Source organism: Blattabacteriaceae bacterium (assembly GCA_036390115.1).
In the GTDB taxonomy this organism is placed as follows: Bacteria; Bacteroidota; Bacteroidia; order Flavobacteriales; family Blattabacteriaceae; genus DASQPV01.
Map to the genome: position 1 here is coordinate 130,401 of DASWCM010000003.1, position 25,270 is coordinate 155,670.

At 31.2% G+C, this 25,270-nt stretch carries 25 protein-coding genes, 3 tRNA genes and 1 pseudogene; 16 read left to right on the forward strand and 13 right to left on the reverse strand.

Annotation, left to right across the window (positions count from 1 at the left end):
* Window positions 1–68: 68 nt before the first annotated feature.
* Window positions 69–1,028, forward strand: a complete 960-nt coding sequence (gene trpS, locus VF849_00885) for a tryptophan--tRNA ligase (protein ID HEX9232591.1) — start codon at window positions 69–71, stop codon at window positions 1,026–1,028.
* Window positions 1,029–1,766: 738 nt separating this feature from the next.
* Here the strand turns inward: trpS and VF849_00890 are convergent.
* Entirely contained in the window at window positions 1,767–3,404 is a 1,638-nt protein-coding gene (locus VF849_00890) for a glutamine--tRNA ligase/YqeY domain fusion protein (GenBank protein ID HEX9232592.1), read from the reverse strand.
* Between the two features lie 45 nt (window positions 3,405–3,449).
* Between VF849_00890 and lepA the strand changes: the two genes are divergently transcribed.
* The 8 genes from lepA to groL all read left to right on the forward strand — a co-directional run bounded on the left by lepA (window position 3,450) and on the right by groL (window position 9,625).
* On the forward strand, window positions 3,450–5,246 hold the full coding sequence (gene lepA / locus VF849_00895; GenBank protein HEX9232593.1) for a translation elongation factor 4: 1,797 nt from the start codon (window positions 3,450–3,452) through the stop codon (window positions 5,244–5,246).
* A gap of 42 nt (window positions 5,247–5,288) precedes the next feature.
* Window positions 5,289–5,609: a 50S ribosomal protein L21 gene (rplU, locus tag VF849_00900; GenBank protein ID HEX9232594.1), complete on the forward strand. Its 321-nt coding sequence runs from the start codon at window positions 5,289–5,291 to the stop codon at window positions 5,607–5,609.
* Between the two features lie 6 nt (window positions 5,610–5,615).
* Window positions 5,616–5,867: a 50S ribosomal protein L27 gene (rpmA, locus tag VF849_00905; GenBank protein ID HEX9232595.1), complete on the forward strand. Its 252-nt coding sequence runs from the start codon at window positions 5,616–5,618 to the stop codon at window positions 5,865–5,867.
* 4 nt (window positions 5,868–5,871) lie between these two features.
* Window positions 5,872–5,946, forward strand: a tRNA-Arg gene (locus VF849_00910).
* Between the two features lie 26 nt (window positions 5,947–5,972).
* Window positions 5,973–7,364 carry a tRNA (N6-isopentenyl adenosine(37)-C2)-methylthiotransferase MiaB gene (miaB, locus tag VF849_00915; protein ID HEX9232596.1) on the forward strand — a complete coding sequence of 464 codons (1,392 nt, stop codon included), beginning with the start codon at window positions 5,973–5,975 and terminating at the stop codon, window positions 7,362–7,364.
* Between the two features lie 87 nt (window positions 7,365–7,451).
* Window positions 7,452–7,691: a preprotein translocase subunit SecG gene (gene secG, locus VF849_00920; GenBank protein ID HEX9232597.1), complete on the forward strand. Its 240-nt coding sequence runs from the start codon at window positions 7,452–7,454 to the stop codon at window positions 7,689–7,691.
* A 15-nt stretch (window positions 7,692–7,706) separates the two neighbouring features.
* Window positions 7,707–7,985, forward strand: a complete 279-nt coding sequence (locus VF849_00925) for a co-chaperone GroES (GenBank protein HEX9232598.1) — start codon at window positions 7,707–7,709, stop codon at window positions 7,983–7,985.
* A gap of 11 nt (window positions 7,986–7,996) precedes the next feature.
* Window positions 7,997–9,625 carry a chaperonin GroEL gene (gene groL, locus VF849_00930; protein ID HEX9232599.1) on the forward strand — a complete coding sequence of 543 codons (1,629 nt, stop codon included), beginning with the start codon at window positions 7,997–7,999 and terminating at the stop codon, window positions 9,623–9,625.
* A gap of 39 nt (window positions 9,626–9,664) precedes the next feature.
* Here the strand turns inward: groL and VF849_00935 are convergent, their stop codons facing one another.
* The 9 genes from VF849_00935 to serS form a co-directional block, all read right to left on the reverse strand.
* Window positions 9,665–11,224, reverse strand: a complete 1,560-nt coding sequence (locus tag VF849_00935) for a S1 RNA-binding domain-containing protein (GenBank protein HEX9232600.1) — start codon at window positions 11,222–11,224, stop codon at window positions 9,665–9,667.
* 11 nt (window positions 11,225–11,235) lie between these two features.
* Window positions 11,236–11,787, reverse strand: a complete 552-nt coding sequence (rsmD, locus tag VF849_00940) for a 16S rRNA (guanine(966)-N(2))-methyltransferase RsmD (protein ID HEX9232601.1) — start codon at window positions 11,785–11,787, stop codon at window positions 11,236–11,238.
* A gap of 1 nt (window position 11,788) precedes the next feature.
* On the reverse strand, window positions 11,789–14,215 hold the full coding sequence (gyrA, locus tag VF849_00945; GenBank protein ID HEX9232602.1) for a DNA gyrase subunit A: 2,427 nt from the start codon (window positions 14,213–14,215) through the stop codon (window positions 11,789–11,791).
* A 2-nt stretch (window positions 14,216–14,217) separates the two neighbouring features.
* Window positions 14,218–15,291, reverse strand: coding sequence for a 3-dehydroquinate synthase (gene aroB, locus VF849_00950; protein ID HEX9232603.1), 1,074 nt, complete (start codon window positions 15,289–15,291; stop codon window positions 14,218–14,220).
* A 421-nt stretch (window positions 15,292–15,712) separates the two neighbouring features.
* A tRNA-Ser gene (locus VF849_00955) sits at window positions 15,713–15,796 on the reverse strand.
* A 4-nt stretch (window positions 15,797–15,800) separates the two neighbouring features.
* A complete protein-coding gene (gene asnS, locus VF849_00960; GenBank protein ID HEX9232604.1) occupies window positions 15,801–17,156 on the reverse strand; it encodes an asparagine--tRNA ligase in 1,356 nt (451 codons plus the stop codon).
* A gap of 18 nt (window positions 17,157–17,174) precedes the next feature.
* Window positions 17,175–17,723 carry a ribosome-recycling factor gene (locus tag VF849_00965; protein HEX9232605.1) on the reverse strand — a complete coding sequence of 183 codons (549 nt, stop codon included), beginning with the start codon at window positions 17,721–17,723 and terminating at the stop codon, window positions 17,175–17,177.
* Between the two features lie 9 nt (window positions 17,724–17,732).
* Window positions 17,733–18,599 carry a methylenetetrahydrofolate reductase gene (locus VF849_00970; protein ID HEX9232606.1) on the reverse strand — a complete coding sequence of 289 codons (867 nt, stop codon included), beginning with the start codon at window positions 18,597–18,599 and terminating at the stop codon, window positions 17,733–17,735.
* A complete protein-coding gene (serS, locus tag VF849_00975) occupies window positions 18,596–19,831 on the reverse strand; it encodes a serine--tRNA ligase (protein ID HEX9232607.1) in 1,236 nt (411 codons plus the stop codon). Before serS ends, VF849_00970 begins: the two co-directional genes overlap by 4 nt.
* Window positions 19,832–19,889: 58 nt before the next feature.
* Here serS and rpmB point away from each other — a divergent pair, with 58 nt between their 5' ends.
* From rpmB to VF849_00995, 4 genes and pseudogenes are all read left to right on the forward strand, one after another.
* Window positions 19,890–20,108, forward strand: a complete 219-nt coding sequence (gene rpmB, locus VF849_00980) for a 50S ribosomal protein L28 (protein ID HEX9232608.1) — start codon at window positions 19,890–19,892, stop codon at window positions 20,106–20,108.
* Between the two features lies 1 nt (window position 20,109).
* Entirely contained in the window at window positions 20,110–20,295 is a 186-nt protein-coding gene (rpmG, locus tag VF849_00985; GenBank protein ID HEX9232609.1) for a 50S ribosomal protein L33, read from the forward strand.
* A gap of 7 nt (window positions 20,296–20,302) precedes the next feature.
* Complete coding sequence (locus VF849_00990; GenBank protein ID HEX9232610.1) at window positions 20,303–20,440, forward strand: DUF4295 family protein; 138 nt, start codon at window positions 20,303–20,305, stop codon at window positions 20,438–20,440.
* Between the two features lie 389 nt (window positions 20,441–20,829).
* A pseudogene (locus tag VF849_00995) lies at window positions 20,830–21,243 on the forward strand (signal recognition particle-docking protein FtsY).
* A 267-nt stretch (window positions 21,244–21,510) separates the two neighbouring features.
* On the opposite strand, the gene VF849_01000 reads toward VF849_00995, so the two are convergent.
* Together VF849_01000 and VF849_01005 are read right to left on the reverse strand one after the other, a co-directional pair.
* Window positions 21,511–21,807, reverse strand: coding sequence for a hypothetical protein (locus tag VF849_01000; protein ID HEX9232611.1), 297 nt, complete (start codon window positions 21,805–21,807; stop codon window positions 21,511–21,513).
* Window positions 21,808–21,928: 121 nt separating this feature from the next.
* Window positions 21,929–22,004: transfer RNA gene (locus tag VF849_01005), tRNA-Arg, on the reverse strand.
* A 506-nt stretch (window positions 22,005–22,510) separates the two neighbouring features.
* Here VF849_01005 and rpsU point away from each other — a divergent pair.
* From rpsU to rplS, 3 genes are read left to right on the forward strand one after another with little or no spacing between them, the layout of a single operon-like run.
* Complete coding sequence (gene rpsU / locus VF849_01010; GenBank protein ID HEX9232612.1) at window positions 22,511–22,708, forward strand: 30S ribosomal protein S21; 198 nt, start codon at window positions 22,511–22,513, stop codon at window positions 22,706–22,708.
* Window position 22,709: 1 nt separating this feature from the next.
* Window positions 22,710–24,068, forward strand: a complete 1,359-nt coding sequence (gene mnmE / locus VF849_01015; protein HEX9232613.1) for a tRNA uridine-5-carboxymethylaminomethyl(34) synthesis GTPase MnmE — start codon at window positions 22,710–22,712, stop codon at window positions 24,066–24,068.
* Between the two features lie 29 nt (window positions 24,069–24,097).
* Window positions 24,098–24,442 (forward strand): 50S ribosomal protein L19, encoded by a 345-nt coding sequence (gene rplS, locus VF849_01020; GenBank protein ID HEX9232614.1) that lies wholly within the window; start codon window positions 24,098–24,100, stop codon window positions 24,440–24,442.
* On the opposite strand, the gene VF849_01025 is transcribed toward rplS, so the two are convergent.
* On the reverse strand, window positions 24,443–25,267 hold the full coding sequence (locus tag VF849_01025) for a 2,3,4,5-tetrahydropyridine-2,6-dicarboxylate N-succinyltransferase (protein ID HEX9232615.1): 825 nt from the start codon (window positions 25,265–25,267) through the stop codon (window positions 24,443–24,445).
* Between the last annotated feature and the right edge of the window lie 3 nt (window positions 25,268–25,270).

Here is a 25,270-nt window from a genome sequence, read left to right on the forward strand (position 1 = left end):
GATATAACAAAATAAGACAAGAAGCTATTACCAAAGATATTTTATAACTTATTGGAGTAACAAAAAAAATGATGAGAGTTCTAACTGGGATCCAAAGTACTGGAACCCCACATATCGGTAATTTACTTGGAGCTATTTTACCAACCATTAAAATGACCAAGATTTATTCAAATCCTTCTTTTATACTGATCGCTGATTTACACAGTTTAACGAATATTAAAGATTCAGAAATTATAAAAGAGAATACTTATCGAGTTTTATCAGCTTTTTTAGCCTTTGGTTTACCCTTGGATAAAGTAGTCTGTTACAAACAATCTGATGTGCCAGAGGTAACTGAGTTAGCTTGGTATTTGAGTTGTTTTTTTTCTTATAAACGTCTGACTTTATCTCATTCTTTTAAAGAAAAGTATAACCAAGATATAAGCGTAGGACTTTTCTCTTATCCCCTATTGATGGCTTCTGACATTTTACTTTTTAATGCTAAAATAGTTACCGTAGGAAAAGATCAGTTGCAACATTTAGAGATTACTCGTAATATCGCTGATCGTTTCAATAGAAAAATGGGAAAAATTTTTGTCCTACCTGAGGCTAAGATACAAGAAGAAGCGAAATCTGTGCCTGGTACAGATGGATATAAAATGAGTAAATCCCTAGGTAATGCTATTGATATCTTTTGCTCTAAAGAGGATTTAAAAAATCAGATTATGAGTATACAAACTGATAGTAAATCTTTAAAAGATCCTAAGGATCCTGATGTTGACAGGATTTTTTCTATTTATAAATTGCTCGCTTCTAAAGAAGAAGTGGAGGAAATGAGAGAACGTTATTTAAATGGTGGGTATGGATATAGTCAAGCAAAGAAAGTCTTGTATGAACTTATTTTAAATAGATTTTCTTTTGAACGAAAAAAGTTTCATATTTTTCTAAAAAAAATAAATTATCTAGATGATATTCTCCACTTTGGAGCTAAAAAAGCTAGAAAAATTGCCATTAATACGATATGCAAAGTTCGTAAAGCTTTACTTTAGTTTATTAAAGAACATGGATAGAGAAAGAATGATAAAATTTTTAAAGGAAATTTATATATCCCGGGTAGTAGATTAATATTGTAGATAATCAATCTCTTATTGATATTTTTTTTTAGGAGATTGTGCTTGCTTAGAAAGCGCAAAAAAAAAACTTTAATATGATATTCCTAAAGCAAGGAACACAAAAATAAAAATTAATACAGTAATTACTCATCAGAGTCTGGAGTAAAAGTATATAATACTTCTGAGTAAATATTCCATAACTTATCTAAAATGGGTGTGACGTTTATAGGCCTTCTATTCCTATAATGTTTAATTAGGAAAATGTTTTCTATCTTTAGATAAGGAAAAGAAAAAATAAAACCTTATGAAAATTATGGAGTAAAGATGTTATCTTTAGGTTTTTTGCTCATATTAGCAGTTTTATGACGTGCTATTAAAGCATTGAAAGAGATTCTTATTGGGGTTTTAGTTGTATGGGGGCTAAAGGAGCTATACTTGGAATAGGATAAAATATGGCTTTTTTAAAAATAAAAGAAAAAATATTTTACATTTGGAAAAAATGGGCTAAAAAACTTTCTATTGAACTTGTCTCTCTTCATGCCAATAAAGTTTAAAAAAAAATTTTTAAAAATATTTTACTAGGCTAAAAAGCAATAAATTTATTTTTTTCTTTCTAAAAAGAGATCTTTTTGCAACCTTTCACACAATTCGTACATTTGAGTAAATGAAAGAAAATTAGAACACTTTATTCTTCAAACAAACAGTTTTGTTAAACACCAGTTTACCCTTTGAGCTATCAGGATCAACACAAAAATAACCTAAGCGTTGGAATTGGTATTTATCCCCCTCTTTAGCCAACATTAAAGAGGGTTCAGCGTAACCATGTACAATTTTTAGAGAATTTGGATTTAAAAAATCCATAAAGTCTCTTCCCTTATTTCCTTCTGGATTTTCTTCTAAAAAAAGATTATTATATAAACGTACTTCTATTTCAAAAGAATGCTTTATAGAGACCCAATGCAAAGTTCCTTTAATATTTCTATTCTTTTTTATTACACTACCTGATTTCCTATTAGGATCATACAAACAGTGGACTCTTACAATTTTTCCATTAATATCTTTAACGGCTTTAACTGCTTTTATAATATAGGCATTTTTTAGCCTAACTTCTTGATCTAGAGTTAAACGAAAAAATCTTTTCGAAGCATTTTCCATAAAGTCATCTCTTTCTATAAATAAAAACTTTGAAAAAGGAATTTTTTCTGTCTGATTTATTTCCCCAGAAACCCATTCCACATAATTATCTGGTAAATTATCTATTACCAACTCAATAGGATCTAGAACCACCATAACTCTAGGCGTGATTTCGTTCAAATGTTCACGAATAAAAAATTCGAGTAAAGATAGGTTAATTAAGTTATCCCGTTTTGCCACCCCTATTCTATTACAAAAATCTCTTATAGATTTAGCTGTATATCCTCTTCTTCTTAAACCTCTTAAAGTTGGCATCCTAGGATCATCCCATCCACTGACTACCCCTTCTTCCACTATACGATGAAGCTTTCTTTTACTCAAAAGAGTATAACTTAGGTTAAGTCTAGAAAATTCTATTTGCGTAGGACGGATTTGGTCTTCTTTTTTAGGGATCTGATCCAGATACCAATCATATAGTGGCCTGTGATTTTCAAATTCAAGAGAACATAAAGAATGGGATATTTTTTCGATATAGTCTGATTGACCATGTGCCCAATCATAAGTTGGATAAATGCACCACTTATTTTTAGCATGGTGATGTTCTTTTTTAATAATTCGATACATGATTGGGTCACGCAAATTCATGTTAGAAGAACTCATGTCTATCTTTGCTCTAAGTACATAACTTCCTTCTTCAAATTCCCCTGATTTCATCCTTTTAAATAAATTTAGGTTTTCTTCTATAGAACGAGACCTAAAAGGACTTGAAATTCCAACTTCAAAAGGCGTCTTTCTATTATAGTTAATAATATCTTTTGTTTGTTCCTCCACGTACGCCTTGCCAAATTTTATAAGAGATTTACTCCATTTGTATAAATCTTCGAAATAATCGGAAGCGTAACATTCCTTATACCATTTAAAACCTAGCCATTGGATGTCTTTTTTAATTTCTTCTACATAATAATTTTTCTCTTTTGTTGGATTGGTGTCATCAAACCTCAAATTTACGGGTACTCTATATTTTTCCCCAAATCCGAAATTTAAACAAATCGCCTTAGCGTGGCCTATATGAAGGTAACCGTTAGGTTCTGGAGGAAAACGAAAGTGAAGCTTTTCTTTAGGGAACCCCTTTCTTAAATCTTCTTCTAGAATTTTTTCAATGAAGTTTTTTTCATTCATTTTATATCATTTATAATTAAAAAATATTAGGTTTATATAAAAACTATGAGGGAATACATACGTAATTTTTGCATAATTGCACATATAGATCACGGAAAAAGTACTCTGGCTGATCGTTTGCTTGAGTTTACTAAAACCGTTTCTGATAAAGAAAAAAAAGATCAACTTCTTGATGACATGGAACTAGAGAGAGAGAGAGGAATTACTATAAAAAGTCACGCTATACAAATGACATATACTTATAGAGGTAAAACTTACATTCTCAATTTGATTGATACACCTGGACACTCAGATTTTTCCTCTGAGGTATCTCGCTCTATTTCTTCCTGCGAAGGAGCTATACTTGTTGTAGATGCTTCTCAAAGTATACAAGCTCAAACGATTTCTAACCTATACTTAGCTTTGGAGAATAATTTAACCATTATTCCAGTTTTGAATAAGATTGATCTTCCTGTATCTAGAACTTATGAAGTAATCGATGATGTTGTTGAATTGACTTCTTGTCATCCTAAAGAAATTATATTAGCTAGTGCTAAAAAAGGACTGGGAATTGAAGAAATTCTTCAAGCCATAATGACACGAATTCCTCCACCTAATGGACTTCCATTAGAGCCGCTCCAGGCGTTTATATTTGATTCAAATTATAATCCTTTCAAAGGTGTAGAAATTTATTTTCGCATTATACATGGCTTTATGGTAAAAGGCCAAAAACTAAAGTTTTTAGCCTCTGGCCAAACATATTCTGCTAATGAGATTGGGATCCTTAAATTGAAAAAAATTTCCAGAGAGTGTATTCAAACAGGTGATGTAGGATATGTGATATCTGGAATTAAAGAAGCTAAAGATGTAAAAGTTGGGGATACCTTTACTTCTTCAGAAAACCCAGCTATTTTTCCTTTAAAAAAATTTGTAGAATCTAAACCAATGCTTTTTGCAGGCATTTATCCCCTACATAATAAGGATTATGAAGAGTTGAGAACTTCTATGGAAAAATTACGTTTAAATGATGCTTCTTTAAGTTTCGTTTCTGAAACTTCAACTGTTTTAGGGTTTGGGTTTCGATGTGGATTACTTGGAAGGCTTCACATGGAAATAGTTAAAGAAAGGCTTGAAAAAGAATATAATATGACCGTAATTATTTCCATTCCGAATGTTTCTTATCATGTATTTTTAAAAAAAAAAACTAAAAAAGCTATAATAGTTAAAAATCCATCAGATTTTCCTGATTTAAGTAAATTGGATCGTGTAGAGGAGCCTTATATCCGTGCTGAAATTATTACGATGTACGATTATGTAGGATCCATAATATCCTTGTGCTTGGAAAAAAGAGGTGTGATAAAAAATCAATTGCATATTACTTTGCATCGTGTTAAATTGGTTTTTGAAATGCCTTTATCTGAAGTAGTTTTTGATTTTTATGATCGTTTAAAACAACTTTCTAAAGGGTATGCTTCTTTCGATTATACTCTTTTAGAGTATAGACCTTCCAATTTGGTCAAAATAGATATTCTGATAAATCACCAAGTAGTTGATTCGCTTTCCTTCTTGTCTCATCGAAGTATTTCATTTAAAATGGGAAAAAAAATATGTGAAAAATTACGGGAACTCATTCCACGCCATCAATTCGATATTCCTATTCAAGCAACTCTTGGAAGTAAAACTCTTGCTAGAGAAACGATAAAATCTTTTCGAAAAGATGTAACAGCTAAATGCTATGGGGGAGATTTCTCTAGAAAGAGAAAGTTACTTGAGCAGCAAAAACTAGGAAAAAATAAAATGCGAAATATTGGTAAAATAGAGATTCCACAGTCAGCTTTCATAGAAATTTTTAAATTTTCATAGAAAAATAAATTTTCTCTTCTTAGATTTTTAAAAGAATGTAACGTGTATGCCATAGTAGATATTGGAGGATTTCAATGTAAAGTTTTTAATGGAAAATTATCATTCGTTCCTCTTCTAGATTCTGAAATTAATTCAGAAGTATTTTTTGATCTCGTTTATCTAATAAACAAAGAAGTAGGAACCCCTATAATAGGGTACCCTTTTATACAAGGATCTTTTGTACAAGTAAAAGTACTGAAACATATAAAAGGGGATAAAATACTTATTTTCAAAAAAAAAAGAAGAAAAGGATTTAAAGTTAAACGTGGATATAGAAAAAAAAATACACTAATTAAAGTGATTTCTATTCTTTTGGTAAAATAATATTTTATGGCTCATAAAAAGGGTGTCGGTAGTTCTAGAAATGGAAGAGATTCGAAAAGTAAGCGATTAGGGGTTAAAATTTTTGGGGGTCAGTTAGCTAAAGTAGGAAATATAATAGTACGACAACGAGGGACAAAATATTTATCTGGTAGATGGGTAGGGGTTGGAAGAGATCACACTTTATATGCAAAAGCAGAAGGAAAGGTTTTTTTCAGAAAGAAAGCGAATATTTCTTTCGTTTCTATAGAAACAATATGATCTGGACTGGGTAGCTCAGATAGGACAGAGCTGCAGTTTCCTAAACTGTAGGCCGCAGGTTCGAATCCTGCCCTGGTTGCCTACATACATAAAAAAAATATAAATATGCTGCCTATTCAGTATAGATACAAAAGGAGGAAATTGTATATAGAAAATTACGGATGTCAAATGAATTTTTCTGATAGCGAAATAGTAACTTCGTTCTTAAAAGAAGATGGATTTGAACCAACTAATAATTTTGAAGAAGCGGATTTATTATTTATAAATACTTGTTCAATACGAGAAAAAGCTGAAAAAAACGTAAAAAATCGTTTAAAAATATTTAATATTTTAAAAAAAAAAAAACCGAAGCTTATAATAGGAATGCTTGGCTGCATGGCCGAACGTTTAAAGTTCAAACTCTTAGAAGAAGAAAAACTCGTTGATTTAATCGTAGGGCCTGACTCTTATAGAAACATTCCTCACTTAATTAAGTTAGTTGAATCTAAAAATGCTGGGAATGTTTCTATTTCTTCTTATAAAGAAGAGACATATGCAGATATTAAACCAGTTAGGGAAAATGGAGTTACTGCTTTCATAAGTATTACGCGTGGTTGTGATAATATGTGTAGTTTTTGCATAGTTCCTTTTACTCGAGGAAGAGAGAGAAGTAGAGATCCTAAAAGTATTATAGAAGAATGCGAAGAATTATGGAAAAAATCTTACCAAGAAATTACTCTTCTAGGGCAAAATGTGGATTCTTATATTTGGTACGGAGGTGGGGTAAAAAAAGATTTTCATAAAGCTTCAAATTTAAAAAAATATAAATCTATAAATTTTGCTAAACTCCTTGAGTTTATCGCTAAAGCTGTTCCATCCATGCGTATCCGTTTTTCTACATCCAATCCTTGTGATATGTCGGAAGAAGTTTTGGAAACCATTTCTCGGAATACGAATATTTGCCAGCACATACATTTACCAGTCCAATCTGGAAGCACTAGAGTACTTCAACGAATGAATCGCAAATACACTCGCATTGAATACCTTTCTTTAATTAGAAGGATTAGAACAATCCTTCCTGATTGTTCGATCTCTCAGGATATAATTACAGGTTTTTGTGGAGAAAGGGACCAAGATCATATTGATACATTGAGTTTAATGGAATTCGTTAAGTATGACTTTGGCTATATGTTCGCCTATTCATCTCGTCCTGGAACCTTTGCTGAAAAAAACCTTAAAGATGATGTTCCTGAAAAAATTAAAAAACGTAGACTTTCTGAAATTATAGATTTACAACGAAAACATTCTTATGAACGAATACAGAGACATGTTGGAAAGGTACAGGAAGTTTTAATTGAGGGTGAATCAAAGAAAAGTAAATATCATTGGTATGGAAGAAACTCTCAAAACGCAGTTGTAGTTTTTCCAAAAGATAATTCTCATTTAGGAGACTTGGTTAAAGTAAAAATTAATGATTGTACGGCTGCTACATTAATAGGGGAAGTTTTAAACCATTAGTATATATGGTAACGATTTTTTGCTAAACGAATATAAATTGATTTAATCTAAGGTAATATGGGAATTCTTGAAAAGAGAAAACATTTTATGTTTCTTTATGTATTTTTGGCGGTAATTCTTATTTTTACTTGTTTACTACTTACCGTAGTGATAACAATACAAAATCCTAAAAGAGATTCTCTTTCTTATTCTTCTTTAGGAGATAAAAGCATTCAAATATTCGGGGTTCAACGTGTTATAAATTTTTGGGAAAAGCTTACTTGTATTTTAGCGATTTTAATTTTTATTTTTATTTATTTTTTTAATAAAATTTTAAAAAACAGATAGTATAAAATAATTTATATGGAAGAGTTAAAAATTAAACCTTTAGCAGATCGCGTAATTGTGGAACCTGCGCCAGTAGAAAGTAAAACCGCTTCAGGGCTTATTATTCCTGATACAGCAAAGGAGAAACCTCAAGAAGGGGTAGTTGTAGCTGTAGGACCTGGAAAAAGAAATGAATCTATGACAGTAAAGGAGGGTAATAAAGTATTGTATGGAAAATATTCAGGCACTGAATTGAGAATATACGGGAAAGATTACCTGATTATGCGTGAATCGGACATTTTTGCAATTATTTAAATTAAATTCTTGTGGCTAAAGATATAAAATTTGATGTAGGGGCCAGAGACAGATTGAAAACAGGTGTAGATATCCTAGCTAATGCTGTAAAAGTAACTTTAGGTCCGAAAGGAAGAAATGTAGTTTTCCAAAAATCTTTTGGAAGTCCTCACGTAACGAAAGATGGGGTTACTGTTGCAAAAGAAATTGAATTAGAAGATGCCATTGAAAACTTAGGGGCGCAGATGGTTAAAGAGGTTGCATCAAAAACCAACGATGTGGCTGGGGATGGAACTACGACAGCTACGGTATTAGCACAAGCTCTCATACGAGAGGGTTTAAAAAATGTTGCAGCTGGTGCAAATCCTATGGATTTGAAAAGAGGTATCGATAAAGCTGTGGAGGTAGTGGTAGAAAATCTAAAAAGTCAATCCCAAAAAGTAGGTGAAAAAGGAGAAAAAATTAAACAAGTAGCTTCTATATCTGCTAATAATGATGAAGAAATAGGTTCTTTAATAGCTAATGCTTTCGAAAAGGTAAAAAAAGAAGGGGTAATTACTGTAGAAGAGGCAAAAAGCATGGAAACCACTGTAGATGTTGTTGAAGGTATGCAATTTGACCGAGGATATCAATCTCCATATTTTGTTACTAATTCAGAAAAAATGGTGACTGAGCTAGATAATCCATACATACTTATCTACGATAAAAAGATATCTTCAATGAAAGATCTTATGCCGATATTAGAATCGGTAGCTCAATCTGGAAAACCTTTTTTAATCATTTCTGAAGAAGTTGAAGGGGAAGCTTTAGCCACTTTGGTTGTTAATAAGCTTAGAGGGATTTTAAAAGTAGCTGCTGTTAAAGCTCCAGGTTTTGGAGATCGTAGGGAAGCAATGCTTGAAGATCTTGCGATCCTCACTAGAGGAATACTGGTTTCTGAAAAAACTGGGCAAAAGCTTGAAGATGTGAAAATAGATATGCTAGGACGTGCAGAAAGAGTTACCATAGACAAAGACAATACAACTATTGTCAATGGATATGGAAATAAAGAAAGTATAAAAGGAAGGATTAATGAAATAAAAACTCAGATAGAGAATACCACTTCTGATTATGATAAAGAAAAACTTCAAGAACGTTTAGCTAAATTAGCAGGGGGGGTAGCCGTTCTTTACGTTGGAGCAGCTTCTGAAGTAGAAATGAAAGAGAAGAAAGATAGAGTAAATGATGCACTAAATGCTACTCGTGCAGCTGTAGAGGAAGGAATTGTAGCTGGAGGGGGGGTAGCTTTAGTAAGAGCTGTAAAAGCTCTTCAAAATATCCAAACTGATAATGTAGATCAAAATACAGGAGTTAAAATAGTTAAACGAGCTTTAGAAGAACCTTTACGTCAAATTGTTGCGAATGCTGGAGAAGAAGGATCAGTAGTAGTAGCAAAAGTGGCAGAGGGAATAGACGATTTTGGATATGATGCTAAGTCAGGTCAATATAAAAATATGATTAAGGCTGGAATAATCGATCCTACAAAGGTAACCCGCGTAGCATTGGAAAATGCTTCTTCAGTAGGTTCCATGCTTTTAACTACTGAATGTGTAGTTACAGAAATTAAAAAAGATGAACCTGCTACGCCACCTGGCGTAGGAATGGGAGGTGGAATGATTTAATATTATAACTTTTTAGCAAACTGCCAAGAATATTATCTATTATTGGGTATAATGTGAGACTATTATTCTTTTTAATTCCTTATTAAATTCAATAATTTTAAATTTATCATTTTTTTTAATTTTTTTTTCTAAAAAACGAGCTGGAGCAAAAGCTTCTACCAAAAATTTTTTTTGACTTCCTAATAGGATTGTTACTCCTTTATCAAAAACCTCTATCGGTACTCCGAAATGGAGACTATCCAAGACATATATTTTTTCATATAGATCCCATGTATTCTCCATAAGCTGTTTATGTCCTAAATTTATACGTCTATTATTAACATCTAAATTTAAGATAACCACCTCCATTTTATCTCCTTTTTTGCAAAATCCTGAAGGATGTTTTATCTTTTTGTACCAAGTAAGATCTTTAGACGATACGACCCCACTAATCCCTTTTTCCAATTCTACAAAAACCCCAAAATTAGCAAAACTGTGAATAATTCCAGTATGTTTTGAATTTATGGGATATTTATCGTAAATATTCATCCAAGGATCTGGAGTTATCCTTTTTATACTCAAATATATTTTTTTTTCTTTACGGTCTATTCCTGTAATTATAGCATCTACTTTATCCCCTATTTTTAGAAAATCTTGTGCAGAAAGAAGATGGAAATCCCAAGATATTTCACTCGTATGGATCAATCCTTCAATTCCAGGAAAAATTTCTACCAAAGCCCCATAATCAGACAGTAAAGTTACTACGCCCTTTACTTTATATCCAACCCCAATGTTAGGATCCAAGGCATCCCACGGATGGGGAAGTAGCTGTTTTAATCCAAGTTGAATTCTATTATTGGTATAATCGACATTTAGTACAACACATTTAACCTTTTGACCAATCTCTACTAACTCTGAAGGATGATCAATTCGATTCCATTTCATATCAGTAATATGAATCAAAGCATCTATTCCTCCTATTTTAGCAAAAACCCCGTAATTAGTAATATTTTTTACCGTACCTTCAACTACTTGCCCTTTTTCCATACAAGCGATTATCTCTTTTTTATGTTCTTCAATATCTCGCTCCATTAATATTTTATGAGAAACAACAATATTTTTCGTTTTTTTATTGATTTTGACTACTTTTACAGCAATAGGTTTTCCAACGAATTGGTCAAAATCTCGTATGGGCTTCACATTTATATGTGAACCAGGTAAAAAACATTCAATTTCTAGAGCTTTTACTAGCAATCCCCCTTTAGTTCTAGCTAATACTATTCCTAAAAGGATTTCATCTTTTTCATAACTAAAGTTAATACGTTCCCAATTTTTAAGAATTTTTGCTTTTTTATGGGAGAATATGCATTGACCTTTATAATCCATCTTCTCAATCATTACATCTACAATGCTCCCAATTTTTAGCTCTTGTTTTTTTTTAAATTCTCTTAAGGGAATCACCCCTTCAGATTTAAAACCAATATCCACTATTGCTTCTCTATTGGAAAGATGGGATATAACTCCTTTATATATTTTACATTCTTGAATATCTGGGATAGTTTCCGTATAGATTTTTTTTAAATTTACCTCTACACCTGTTATTTTTTTATTGTTTTTCATGGTTATTATTTTTATAAATTTTTAAAAAAACTAAAATAAGTATCTCCGTATTTCTTAGTCCCCCTATAATAGGGGAGACTCATAACAAAATAATTTTTCTTAGCTGAATGTTCCAAAATAATTAAACCATTTGTTTTAATACACCCATTTTTTTTCAAAACTAATTGAAACAATAACTCCAAATTACTATTCTCTATATGGTAAGGAGGATCAGCAAAAATTATATCGAAAGTAGGAATATTTTTATTAAAAAAATGAAAAGCGTTTTCACAAAATATTTGCATTTTCTTGGAAATTTTAAACTTCTTAGAAGTTTCCTTTATATACTTTGTGCAAAGGCAATTTACGTCAACGCAATAAACCATCAAAGCTCCTCGAGAAATAAATTCAAAACTAATACTTCCTGTTCCGCTGAATATATCTAGAACAAGAAGATTATTTTCTAAATAATTAGATAATACGTTGAATAAAGATTCTTTAGCTTTATCCATAGTCGGTCTAACGTAAATATTTTTAGGGGGATAAAATTTTCTACCTTTTAATTTTCCTGAAATAATTCGCATATTACGTTTCAATAGTAGCCACTGCAGCAATTTTATCCTTTTTAAGATTGATCAATCGGACTCCTTGCGTATTTCTCCCCATAACACGCATCACTGATACAGGTATGCGAAGGGTAATACCAGATTTATTAATAATCATTAAATCATTTTTATCAGTTACATTCTTAACAGCTATTAATTTTCCAGTTTTTTCAGTTATATTGATTGTTTTTATTCCCTTTCCAATTCTATCAGTTCTGCGATAAGTTCCTAAATTAGAACGTTTTCCATATCCATTTTCTGAAACTACCAATATATTTTCTTTTTCCTTCGGTTTAACGCAAACCACCCCAATAACAGAATCTTTATCATCGGCTAATGATATACTTTTAACTCCGTAAGAAGTTCTCCCCATTAAACGAATTTTTTTTTCAGAAAATCTAATAGATTTTCCACTTTTTTTTGCTATAAAAATGTCACTGTTTCCAGTTGTAAGTTTTGCTTCTATTAGAGAATCACCAGGTCGAATTATTGTTGCCTGTATTCCTCTTTTTCTAGGATGAGAATAGCTTTTAAGTGGGGTTCTTTTTACGATTCCTTTTTCTGTTACTAGAATTACGTAATGACTATTGATATAGTCAAAGTTCTTTAGATTTCCACTTAAAATATAAGCTTTAACTTGATCATCACTATCAAGTTCGATAAAATTTTGTATAGCTCTCCCCTTAGACGTTTTTGCACTTTCGGGTATATCAATCACCCTAAGCCAAAAACATTTTCCTTTTTTCGTAAATAAAAGCATATATGGCATATTTTGAGCTACGAGTAAGTGTTCCATAAAGTCCTTTTCATGAACACCAGCTCCAATATTTCCAATTACGCCTCTAGATTGACGTTTATACGCCGATAAAGTAGTGCGTTTTATATATCCTTTATGAGATAAAGTAAATACTCCAGTGATATCATCCACAAATTCCTCAGCGTTTCCTGAATAATCAATTTCAGTTCTCCGTTTATCGCTATATTTTTCTTTGATTTCTATTAGTTCACTTTTTATAAGTTGCAATCGCAGCATTTCCTTATTTAGGATATTGTTAAGTTTTTTTATAATTTTCTTCACCTCTTCATATTCTGATCTAATTTTGTTCCTTTCAAGGCTAGTAAAGCGATGCAAACGCATTTCCAGAATAGATCGTACTTGAATTTCTGAAAAATTGAATTCTTTTGTAAGTGCTTTTATAGCATCCTTTGGGTTTTTTGAATTACTCACCAGCTGAAAAACTAGATCAAAGCTATCTAAAGCAGTAATAAATCCTTTAAGGATATGAAGACGTTCTTTAGCATTACGTAGATCATGCCTGGAACGTCTCATAATAACATTATTTCTATGATCTACAAAATATTGAATAATCTCTTTAAGATTTAACTGAACAGGTTTTCCTTTAACTAAAGCAATATTGTTAACACTAAACGAAGTCTGAAGATCAGTGTATTTATAAAGTTTATTCAAAATTATTTGAGGTTCAGTCCCTTGCTTTAGCAAATATACAATACGCATTCCACGCCTATCTGATTCATCCCTAATCTGCGACAAGTTTTCTATTTTACCTTCTTTTACAAGATTTTTAGTTTTTTCTATCATGTCCTCCTTGTTCACTTGATATGGTATTTCGTCTACAATAAGGCATTTACGTCCTTGAATATCTTCAAAATGCACCCGAGCTCTTAGTAAAATACGACCTTTTCCTACGTGAAAAGCTTCTTTAACTCCTTGAGATCCATAAATAACCCCCCCTGTAGGGAAATCTGGCGCTTTAATATAATTAATTAATTCGTCAATACTAATATTTTTGTTATCAATGTATGCGCAAATAGCTTCAATGGATTCTTTCAAATTATGAGGTGCCATATTTGTAGCCATTCCAACTGCTATTCCAGAGGCTCCGTTAATAAGGAGATTCGGAATACGAGTAGGAAGGACGGTAGGCTCTTCCATTGAATCATCAAAGTTTAGTTGCATATCCACCGTTTCCTTTTCAATATCAACAAGCATATCTTCTGAAAAATTACTTAATCGAATTTCTGTATACCTCATTGCAGCTGGAGGATCGTTATCTAATGATCCGAAATTTCCTTGACCATCAATTAACGTATGGCGTAAAGACCAATATTGCGCCATACGAACAATAGCATCATAAACAGAACTATCACCATGTGGATGAAATTTCCCTAATACTTCCCCAACTATCCTAGCAGATTTTTTATATGCACTATTAGAGAGAACATTAAGTTTATACATTCCATAAAGCACACGTCTATGCACAGGCTTAAGCCCATCCCTTACGTCTGGTAGAGCTCTTGAAATAATTACTGACATCGAATAATCGATGTATGAAGATTTCATTTCATTTACTATATCAATAGGAATTACTCTACTCTTCAGATTCATTTTTAATCATATTTTACTAAACTTTTTAGTTGTTCCAAACTTTCTTGAATGATTACATCGCCTACTTTTTTATCGTAGTAACAATCTCCTATAGTTCTAAGAAGGGAAAAGCAAATTTTTCCTATCTCATTTTTTTTATCATTTAGCATTAAACTCCGAAGAGTTTCTGCGGTTTTTTGGTCAATTTCCTTTACTGGATAAGTATTCGAAAGATTTTTACTGATTTCATCATATTGTTTTTCTGTAAGGCAATTTATTTTCCAAGAAATCCAAGATTCGCAAATCATTCCAAAAGCAATTGCTTCTCCATGTGAAACAGGAGAATACCGATCAAGAAAAAAAGCTTCTAAAGCGTGGCCTATAGTGTGCCCAAAATTAAGAATTTTTCTTGATCCAAATTTCTCTTTTGGATCAATACGAACCATTCTGGTTTTTATAAGAATGGATCTTTCAATAAAAGATCTCCCAATTAAATTATTGGATAAAATATTTACTTCTTTCCAAAAAGAATAATCTGCAACTAGTCCATATTTAAAGATTTCTGCCATTCCTGATTTTAACTCCCTTTTTCCTAAAGTTTTTAGATAATTAAGATCAATTAAAACTAATTCCGCTTCTTTGAAAATACCAATTTCATTTTTTACTCCGTTAAAATCAATCCCAGTTTTGCCTCCTATAGAAGCATCTACCATAGAAAGAAGGGTTGTTGGAACATTTAAAAAACTTATTCCTCTTTTGAAAACTGAAGCTGAAAACCCCCCCATATCAGTAATAACACCACCACCAAGATTAATAAGAAGACTCTTTCTATCGGCATTTTGTTTTTCAAATTCTTTCCAAATTTTTATACAATTCTGTATATTTTTTTCTTTTTCGCCAGTAGGTACCTCTACAATTTTAGCTGTTCTTAAAAATGTTACGCGATTATACAAATATGGAAGACAATATTCTCTTGTATTTGAATCAACCAAAATAAAAATATTCGATAGATCCCTTTTATGGGAAAAAATATGCAATTGTTTGTATGCCTCTTCCCCAAAAAACACAGATGAGGGGAGTATAGAGATATTTTTCACGTTTGTTATGGCTTTATACTATATTTTTTCATTTAAATATGAAATGTAAGTAACAGAGAAAATTCTTTTTATTTTTGTTTAATAAATATTTGCATATTCATATTACGTTTTTTATGGGGGTAAATATATTGGTAAATTGTATGGTTAAAGATTCTAATGGTAGACAGATAGAGAAACTTCTAATGTTATTTGGGCAATCGTGCACTAATAGATGGTTTTGATTCTTACAAAATAGAAAAGGTATTAGTGGATTCTTTCAATCGTGTATTCCTCAGCCTGCTATCCTTGGTATAAGGTAAAGAAATGCATCCTAAAGATATGGAAGCTGTTTACTAAATTTAGTGTCACTCTATGAAGTTGGAAGGAATAGAATGATAACTTTAACAAGTTGGATCATTCATAGAAGTCTTATTATTAATAGCGGAGAGAAAGGGATTCGAACCCTTGACACATAAAGTGAACATACTTTCCAAGCATGCGCCTTTAACCCCTCGGCCACCTCTCCTTCTTTAAAATTCTGCGTTTCCAGGTGTTCTGGGATAGGGAACGACGTCACGAATATTCCTCATTCCTGTAACAAATTGAGTAAATCTGTCAAATCCCATACCGAACCCTGAATGTGGGGCTGATCCAAAACGCCTCGTATCCAGATACCACCATAAATTTTTTTTATTAATTCCACAATCTCCCATACGCTGTGCTAAGATTTCATAACGATCTTCTCTTTGAGAACCCCCTATTATTTCTCCAATAATGGGAAATAAAATATCCATAGCACTAACAGTTCTTTCATCATCATTCAACCGCATATAAAAAGGTTTAACTATTTTTGGATAGTTAAATAAGATTAATGGGGATTTAAAATACTTATCGGTTAAATACCTTTCATGTTCTGAAAGTAAATCCATGCCCCATTGAATGGGGCATGTAAATTTTCTATTGCTTTTTTTAAGTATTTTTATAGCTTCAGTATAACTGAGTTTTTTAAAAGGAAGCATCAATGCTATACTCAATTGATCTAAAAGCGATTTATTTTTCTGTTTTTCTTCAAAAGAATGATATATTTCTAGATATTGCAGGTCTTCTTTGCAATTTTCGCATATATGCGAAATGAGATATTTTAAAAACATCTCAGCTAAGGTCATACTATCTTTAAGTGTGCAAAAAGCTATTTCTGGTTCAACCATCCAAAATTCAGCTAAATGTCTAGGCGTGTTAGAATTTTCTGCTCGGAAAGTTGGGCCAAAAGTATAAACCTTTCCAAAAGCTAAAGCAGCTGTTTCTGCTTCTAATTGACCTGATACAGTTAGATAAGCTTGTTTACCAAAAAAATCATTTGATACACTAAACATTTTTCCAGCACCTTCAGCATCAGCTGAAGTGATGATAGGAGTATGAATGTAAAAAAAATCGTTTTGGTGAAAAAATTCATGTACAGAAAAAGAAAGATGATGGCGTATTCGCATAATAGCACCAAAAAGATTTGTGCGAAATCTCAGATGAGATTGTTCCCTAAGTTTTTCCAAACTATGGATCTTTGGTTGCAAAATAGTTTCTAGTATATCCTCCTTTTTAGCTTCTCCGCATATTTCAATTTCTTCCGTAGATATTTCAATAAACTGTTCTTTTCCAGGACTCTTAACGAGTCTCCCTTTTACTTTAAGGGAAGTTCCTATGTTCATTTTTCTCAAAAAAGATTCATTAAAGGATGATCTCTCTATGAGAATCTGCAAATTTTTTATAGATGAACCGTCATTGAGTATAATGAATCTCTTATTTCTAAAACTCCGTATCCATCCTTTTGTTCGGATTTTATTAGAAATATTTTCTTTACTTAGAATTTCTTTTACACTAGATATTTTCATTATCTGAATAAAAATGCATTAAATGCTCATAATTTCCTTTTCTTTTATTGTGTAGAGATCTTCCACTTTTTTCATGTATTCATTAGTTATTTTTTGAATCCTTTCTTCGGCACTTTTCATATTGTCTTTAGAAATACCTTCTAATTTTTTAAGATTTTTGTGTACCTCCTTTCGTAGATTTCTGATTCTAACTTTAATAGTTTCCAACTCAGCTTTTGTTTTCTTTACGAGATTTTTCCTGCCATCTTCAGTTATCCTAGACAAACGAATTAGTATATTTTCCCCATTGTTTATTGGGGAATAATTAGCATTAATTATGGATTTTTCTATAAATGAAAGCATAGAACGATCCCAAGGTTGAATTTTTAGTGTCATTGAATCTGGAGAACTTACATTAGCTATTTTTTTAAGAGGAATCATTTTTCCGTTACATTCAATTTTTACGCCTTCTAAGAGAATTGGGTTAGAGTTGCCTGAACGGATTCTAACAAAGACCATCTTTAGGTATTCTAGAGATTTTTCCATATTTTTTTCTCCAGATTTTATGATTAAATCTAATTTTTCCATATTTTAAATTTATTGATAGATCATTTGAATAATTTTGCCAATATTATTATAACGGCCCATAGTATAATAATGAATTATTTCTACTCCAGAATCTTTTAATTCTTTAGATTGTTTTAGCCCCCATTCTATTCCTATTTTTTCTATATATTTTTCGTTTTTAGCTTCTTTTACAAGCTCATTTGGAAGAGCTACATAAAAATTATATGGCAAACGTTTTAAATGATATTTGCAGTATATTGGTTTAATACCTGGAATTATTGGTAAGGATATACCTTTCTCTCTGCAGATTTTGACAAATTCAAAATATTTTTTGTTCTCAAAAAACATTTGAGTTATTATATAATTAGCCCCAGCTTCAATTTTTTTATTTAGATAATGTAAATCCATTTCTGGATTAGGAGATTCAAAATGTTTTTCAATATATCCAGCTACTCCAAGACATAAATCAAATGTTTTACTATTTATAGTATCAGGTACTTGCTTCAGTAAATCCAGGGCATATAATTTTTTTTTACCCACTTTTTCGCAGTTGATAGAATCGCCTCTTAGGCAGAATAAATTTTCTATTCCCATAAACTGGAGGTTCATAAAAGTATCTTCGATGTTATTCTTGTAAAATACAGAAGAAAGCAAATGAGGGACAGTTTCAACATTATATTTTTTCGTTACAGCAGCACAACTCCCTATAGTTCCTTGCCTACTTTTTCTAAAACACTCAGAACGATGATAGGTAATATTGATAAAGGGTGGATAAAATTCCATTAAAGAATCTAAAGTATCGAAAACAATTTCTATTGATCCCTTAAAGAGAGGAGGAAGTATTTCAAAGGAAAATAATGTTTTTTTAGTTCTGGTAATATGTTCAATTACTTTCATTTTTTAATAACTTCAAAATCTGTATAAGGTATTAGCTCCTTAGGTAGGGTAATATATTCTTTTTTTTGATTATTCTCCATCAAAGCAGCTAAAACTCTTGGTAGTGCAAAAGCACTACCATTTAAGGTATGACAAAGTGTTTTTTTTCCTTCATCTGTTCTATATCGAAGTTGAAGACGAGTACTTTGATAATCTGTGCAATTAGATAAAGAGCTTACTTCTACCCATCTATGCTGGACTGCTGAATAAATTTCAAAATCATAAGTTATTGAAGCGGTGATTCCCATATTCCCCCCGCAAAGTCTTAACACACGAAAAGGTAGTTCTAAACTTCTTAAAAGTATTAGAAGATGTTCTTTCATTTCTTCAAAAGCATAATTTGACTTTTTAGGTTCAGTAATTTGTATAATTTCCACTTTATGAAATTGATGGATCCTGTTTAAGCCTCGAACTAGATTTCCATAAGATCCAGCTTCTCTCCTAAAACAAGGAGTATAAGTGGCTGCTTTAATGGGTAGTTGTTTTTTTTCCAATATTTTATTTCTAAAAATGTTCATTAAAGGAACTTCTCCAGTTGGTATTAAGTAAAGATCGTCCATTGGAATATGGTACATTTGGACTTCTTTATCTGGAAGTTGGCCAGTACTTCGTACACTTATTTCGTTCACAAGGTAAGGAAGCTCATATTCAAAATACCCAGATTCTGTGTTTTTATCTAGAAAGTATTTAATTAACCCACGCTGTAATAGTGCCCCTTGTCCTAAATAAATAGGGAATCCTTTTTGGCTAATCTTTGTTCCAGTTTCAAAATCGAAAATTCTAAATTTTTTTTCCAAATTCCAGTGTGGAAGAGATGATTCACTCAGAGTTGGAAAATCTCCATATTGATAAATAAGTTCATTATCTTCTTTTGATTTACCTATTTTAACGCATTCGTCAGGAATGTTGGGAATTTGCAAGAGTTTTTCTGAAAGTTTTTCAAAAATATCTACCAATTTGTATCTTAGATACTTAATTTCTTTTTTTAATTTCAACTCAACTGAGTTTATTTTATAAAATTTATCTAAATTTTTAGATTTAGATAAAAGATGTTCTAATTTTATTTGTAATTTTTTTTTTTTTTCGTCCAAAATTAATACTTCATTAAGTAGATCAGTTTTAGTAAAAAATCGTTTATTCAGTCCAATAAAGACCTTTTTTTTATATTCTCTAATGAAAGAAGTTCGTAACATTTGTTTATATTATTGAGCATGTCGTTACATAGCAATTTAATTTATCATAGATAAAAAAATGTCTAAAATTTGTCAAATAACAGGAAAACGATTGATTATAGGAAATAGGGTTTCTCATTCCAATAAAAAGACGAAGCGTTATTTCAGTATTAACATAAGTAAGAAGAGATTTTTCCTAACATCTGAGGATCGTTGGATTACTCTGAAAGTTTCAGCTTCAGGGATAAAGACCATAAATAAGGTGGGTATAGAGAAAGCTTTGAAAAAAAAAACGTAAGGTGTCTAAAAAAAAATCTAATAGGATCCAAGTGATCCTTGAGTGTATGGAGCATAGAAGAAGTAATATTCCTGGAATATCTCGTTATATAACGATGAAAAATAGGAAGAATACGCTTAATAGAATGGAATTAAAAAAATATAATCCCATTCTTAGAAGACATACTATACACAAAGAGATAAAGTAATCTCATTATGAAAAAAAAAAAGTGCAAGGTAATTATTTTTTTTAAATCTTCTAAAACGAAAGCTTATTCTTTCGAAGAAAGGATCCTTGATGCGGATCAAGTGAGCATTTTCTTGGATGATAAAAAACGAGAAAATACAAAATAAAAATAAATATGAGTATTTATGGAAATTTATTCTCATCTGCAAAAAATCTTTTAAATAGAGGCCTATAAAACTAGGATTCTTTTTTTTTTCTAATTTGGAAAAAATTATAATAGGAAAATCTAAGATAGAGGAAAAATTCCTAGAGTAGGTGTTGATTTATTCTGATGTTGGAGTAAAGACTAGTCTAAAAATCATTTAAAATATAAAAAATATCGCAGAAAAAGATAAATACTTGAACCTTGAAGACATTCAAGGTCTTCCTTAAGGAAGAAGTCTATTTGCTTTTGTAAGAAAAAGAAATTCCTAGCAAAGGGTCATTATGATTGTTGGGAGTGTTCAATTACTGGAAAATTAGCCTGGAAGTTTAAAAAATCCAGGCTTAAGATTTGTCAGATCGTGCAGAAGTTCCTTTAATAAAACATAATATGGGATCTGATCCAGCTTCAGTAGCTTTTGATACGCTCAGCTAAATATAGAAAGGATGATCTAGTTTTAATAAATACGGCAGTACGGTTGCATAATAAAGTAAATCTTCTGAAAGAGCTTTCTAAAATTAAACGAGTTATGCAAAAATTGATTCCTAAAGCTCCACAGTAGGTAATGCTAGTCTTAGATGGAACTATCGGACAGAATTCTTTTGAACAAGTGTACTGGAGTTTATTCTTTAGCAATCACAAAACTAGATGGCTCTGCTAAGGGAGGAATTTTTGATTAAGATACCGATAAAGTATCTTGGAATAGGAGAGGGACAACCTTTCGATAGAGATTTGTTTATTGATTCACTTTTCAATAAAGAATATTAGTTGTCCTAATCCTAATAATAAGGAAAAAATTAGAGTAATTATAGACACTTTATTAAATTCAGAAGAAAATTTTTTCTCTTCTTTCGTTAGAATAACTTTTTTAATATGAATTTCCATAGGAAAAAATAATCTTAAAAAGATAAATTGATAGATATTCCTAGGATTTTTTTTTCATTAACTTTAAGCCTCAAGGCTCCAAAAACTATTAAAGTATGGTATATTTTAGCTACTAATCTTGCTGCTAAAGTATTCTTACCATTTTTTATATCACTTTTTATATCTATTATTTAAGTTTAGAACTTCCATACTTAAAAGACCTACAGAGGCAGCAGGTAGAAAAAGATCATATTCAAAATATATGAGAAGATAGATAAAAAGTTCCATTAACGTAACTAATCCAAAAAAAATTAACACAGAGACATTTACCACATATTGATAAGGGCCTATAGTGTATTTTATTGCTCCTACATTACCAAAAATGGTAAAAGATTGGGATCTTAAAATTGAAGAATAAATAATAGATATAAAAATTAATAAGTAGATATACTTTATCATTTTTTGCATAACTATTTTTTATCCACGTAGTCATTAGAAAAATTGTGATAGCTGACCAAAAAAAACTTTACACTTAGCTTTCCTCCTACCTAAAGGTAGGATCAAATCTTTCATAGCTTAAATAGTTAAGTGACCTCGGAGGGACTTGAACCCCCAAACCTTCTGATCCGTATTCAGATGCTCTCTCCAAATTAAGCTACGAGGCCTCGTAGCTTAAAGTATAATAAAAAATTCATATTGATGCAAGTTTTAGATAAACCTAGAATAATAAATGTTCTTCCTCTTATGATAGGAGATAGTAAGGCAAGAGTAATGCTTTATTTTGTATAAATCATAGATACTACTAATAGTAAATATGTTACCAATTCTATAACATCTATTTTTAAAAAATTTACACTTCTATAAGCCGTAGAATACGGAGCTGTAATGATTCACGATTCATCTGTAGGTGAGGTTAGTCGTTTAAAACGACCATTTAAAAATAAAAATTATTTTCTCTTTTAAAAGATAAGGGAATTAATTTATTTATCACATAGATTTACGTTTTATTAGTATCTATCTTTAATGGCCCTATACAATTTTTTTTCATCTCGAAGAGATCAAAAATTCGTTACTTTGCATTTTTATTTTTTTATTCGGGTAGACAGTTCCAAAGAAGCTTCTTTGGAAAAGTGCATAGAATTAATCAATATAGGTAAAAAAATCAATAAATATGAAATTAACTACATTTCTTAAAGAAGGAGAATCTATCGATAAAGCTTTAAAAAAGTACAAAAAAAAGATTGAAAAGATTCATCTTCTGAAAGAGATAAGGGATCGGAAATACTATATAAAGCCTTCTTCTATACGAAGAAGTGAAATAAACAGAGCTAAATATAGGGAGTATTTGAGGTGTAAACGAGAGGAATAATATGATTAATAAAGAAACTATAGCAGCTCCAGCTACATCAAGTGGGGCTCTTTTTCTAGTTAGGATATCTGGAAAAGAATCTATCGATATAGTAGAAAATATTTTTAGACCAGTTAATTCAAGAAAAATTTTGAGAAATCAAAAATCTCATAGTGTCCATTTAGGATATTTATCAAATAATGGCAAGGATTTAGATAAAGTGTTAGTTTCTTTATTCAGGTCTCCACATTCCTACACAGGGGAAGATATGGTAGAAATTTCTTGTCATGGATCTTCTTATATACGAGATAAGCTTTTACAGTTGCTTCTAGAAAAAGGAGCTAGAATGGCTCGTCCTGGAGAATTTACTATGCGAGCTTTTATAAATGGAAAAATGGATCTATCTCAGGCAGAAGCTGTCGCAGATCTTATTTCTGCAGAATCTGAGTCCTCTCATCGAATTGCTATGATGCAGATGAGAGGAGGCATTTTTCCTCTTATTAAAGAGTTGCGTAAAGAACTTCTTCAATTCGCTTCTATTATTGAGCTGGAGTTGGATTTTTCTGAAGAAAATGTAGAATTTTCCAGTAAGGAAGATCTATATAAGCTTTTGGATAAGCTTGAAAATAAATTAAAAGGTTTGATTGATTCTTTTTCCTTAGGAAATGCTATAAAGCAGGGAGTTTCTGTCGTGCTAGTTGGGGCTCCAAACTCTGGAAAATCCACATTGTTTAATGCTCTATTGAAGGAAAATAGATCTATAGTTTCAAAAATTCCAGGAACTACACGTGACGTTATTGAAGAGAGTCTTATTTTAGATGGGATCCGTTTTAGGTTTATAGACACTGCGGGCATAAGACAAACAGAGGATGATATTGAGAAAATAAGTATTCAAAAAACTATTGAAATAGTTAGTAAATCACAATTGATTATTTATCTTTTTGACGCAACTTCTTTTGAAGAAGAAAGAATCCTTAATGATATTTCTAAAATTAGAGCTTCTAGAATCTTTATTGTGGCTAATAAGATTGATATAGTTAATAAGATTGATCTAAAGATGATTGATCTTTCTTATTTTTTCCAAATATCTGCTAAATTAGGGATAGGGATTAATGGATTGAAGAATGCTCTGTCTAATTTTGTATCTAGTAAAATTTTAGATCAAAAGATGGTGATTTCACAATGGAGGCATTATGAAGCATTTATAGGAACTTTGGACTCTATTTATGAAATACGAAAAGGTCTTGAACTAGGTCTTTCAGAAGACCTTGTAGCAATGGACATTCGTCAGGCTTTACATTTTTTAGGAGAAGTGACAGGAGATGTCAGTCCAGATAATTTATTGGAAAACATTTTTTCAAAATTTTGTATAGGGAAATAATAGATCATAAAATAAAAAAGCATTTGCTTATGCAAAGTCTTATAAAATACGTGCAAGAAAAATATGTAATAAAGGAAAGAAAATTCCCAGTTTTCCAATCAGGTGATACTATTACAGTTCACTATGAAGTTATTGAAGGAGAAAAGAATAGAACTCAGTCTTTTAAGGGGGTAGTTATTCAGAAAAAAGGAAAAAAATTTGTAAAAACCTTTACTCTTCGTAAAAAGAGTGGGGATATTGGTATAGAGCGAATATTTATGATAAATCAACCGTCAATTAAAAAAATTGAAATAAACAAAAAAGGTAAAGTGAGAAGATCTAGGATTTATTATTTACGAAACCTAAAAGGAAAGAAAATTAAAGAAAAAAGGTAATCATAAAGAGACTTTATATTCCCTTAAAGCTTCATTTAAAGAGGTTTTTTTATCGGTGCTCTCTTTTCTCTTTCCAAGAATTAGAGCACATGGAATATGATAAATACCTGCAGCAGGTAATTCCTTAGGATAAGATCCAGGAATTACCACAGAACGAGATGGAATGATTCCTTTCATTAGTTTGGATTGAGATTTTGTAACATCGAAAATTTTAGTGGATGAGGTCAAAACTACATTAGCTCCTAAAACAGCTTCTTTCTTTATATGGACTCCTTCAACTACAATACATCTTGAACCGACAAAGACATCATCTTCAATAATTACTGGTGATTTATGAATAGGTTCTAAAACGCCTCCTATCCCGACTCCTCCACTAATATGGACCCTTTCCCCAATTTGAGCACAACTCCCTATAGTGGCCCAAGTATCTATCATAGTAGATGCTCCAATATAAGCTCCAATATTTACATAGGAAGGCATTAGCACAACTCCAGAAGAGATATAAGATCCATATCGTGCAATAGCTGGAGGGACCACTCTAATATTTTTTTCTCTATATCTCCCCTTTAATGGTATTTTATCATTAAATTCTAAATTTACTGATTTAAATACTTCCATTTTTTGGATCCAAAAAAACATTAATATGGATTTTTTTATCCATTCGTTAACCTTCCATGTTTCTGGGTTTAATGGCTCAGATACTCTAAGAGTTCCTTGATCAAGTTTTTCAATTATTTCAAAAACAACATTTTTCACAGAATCTTCTTTCCATGATTTATTATCAATCCAGTTTTCCTCTATTACCTTTTTAAATCTTTTTTTCATTAA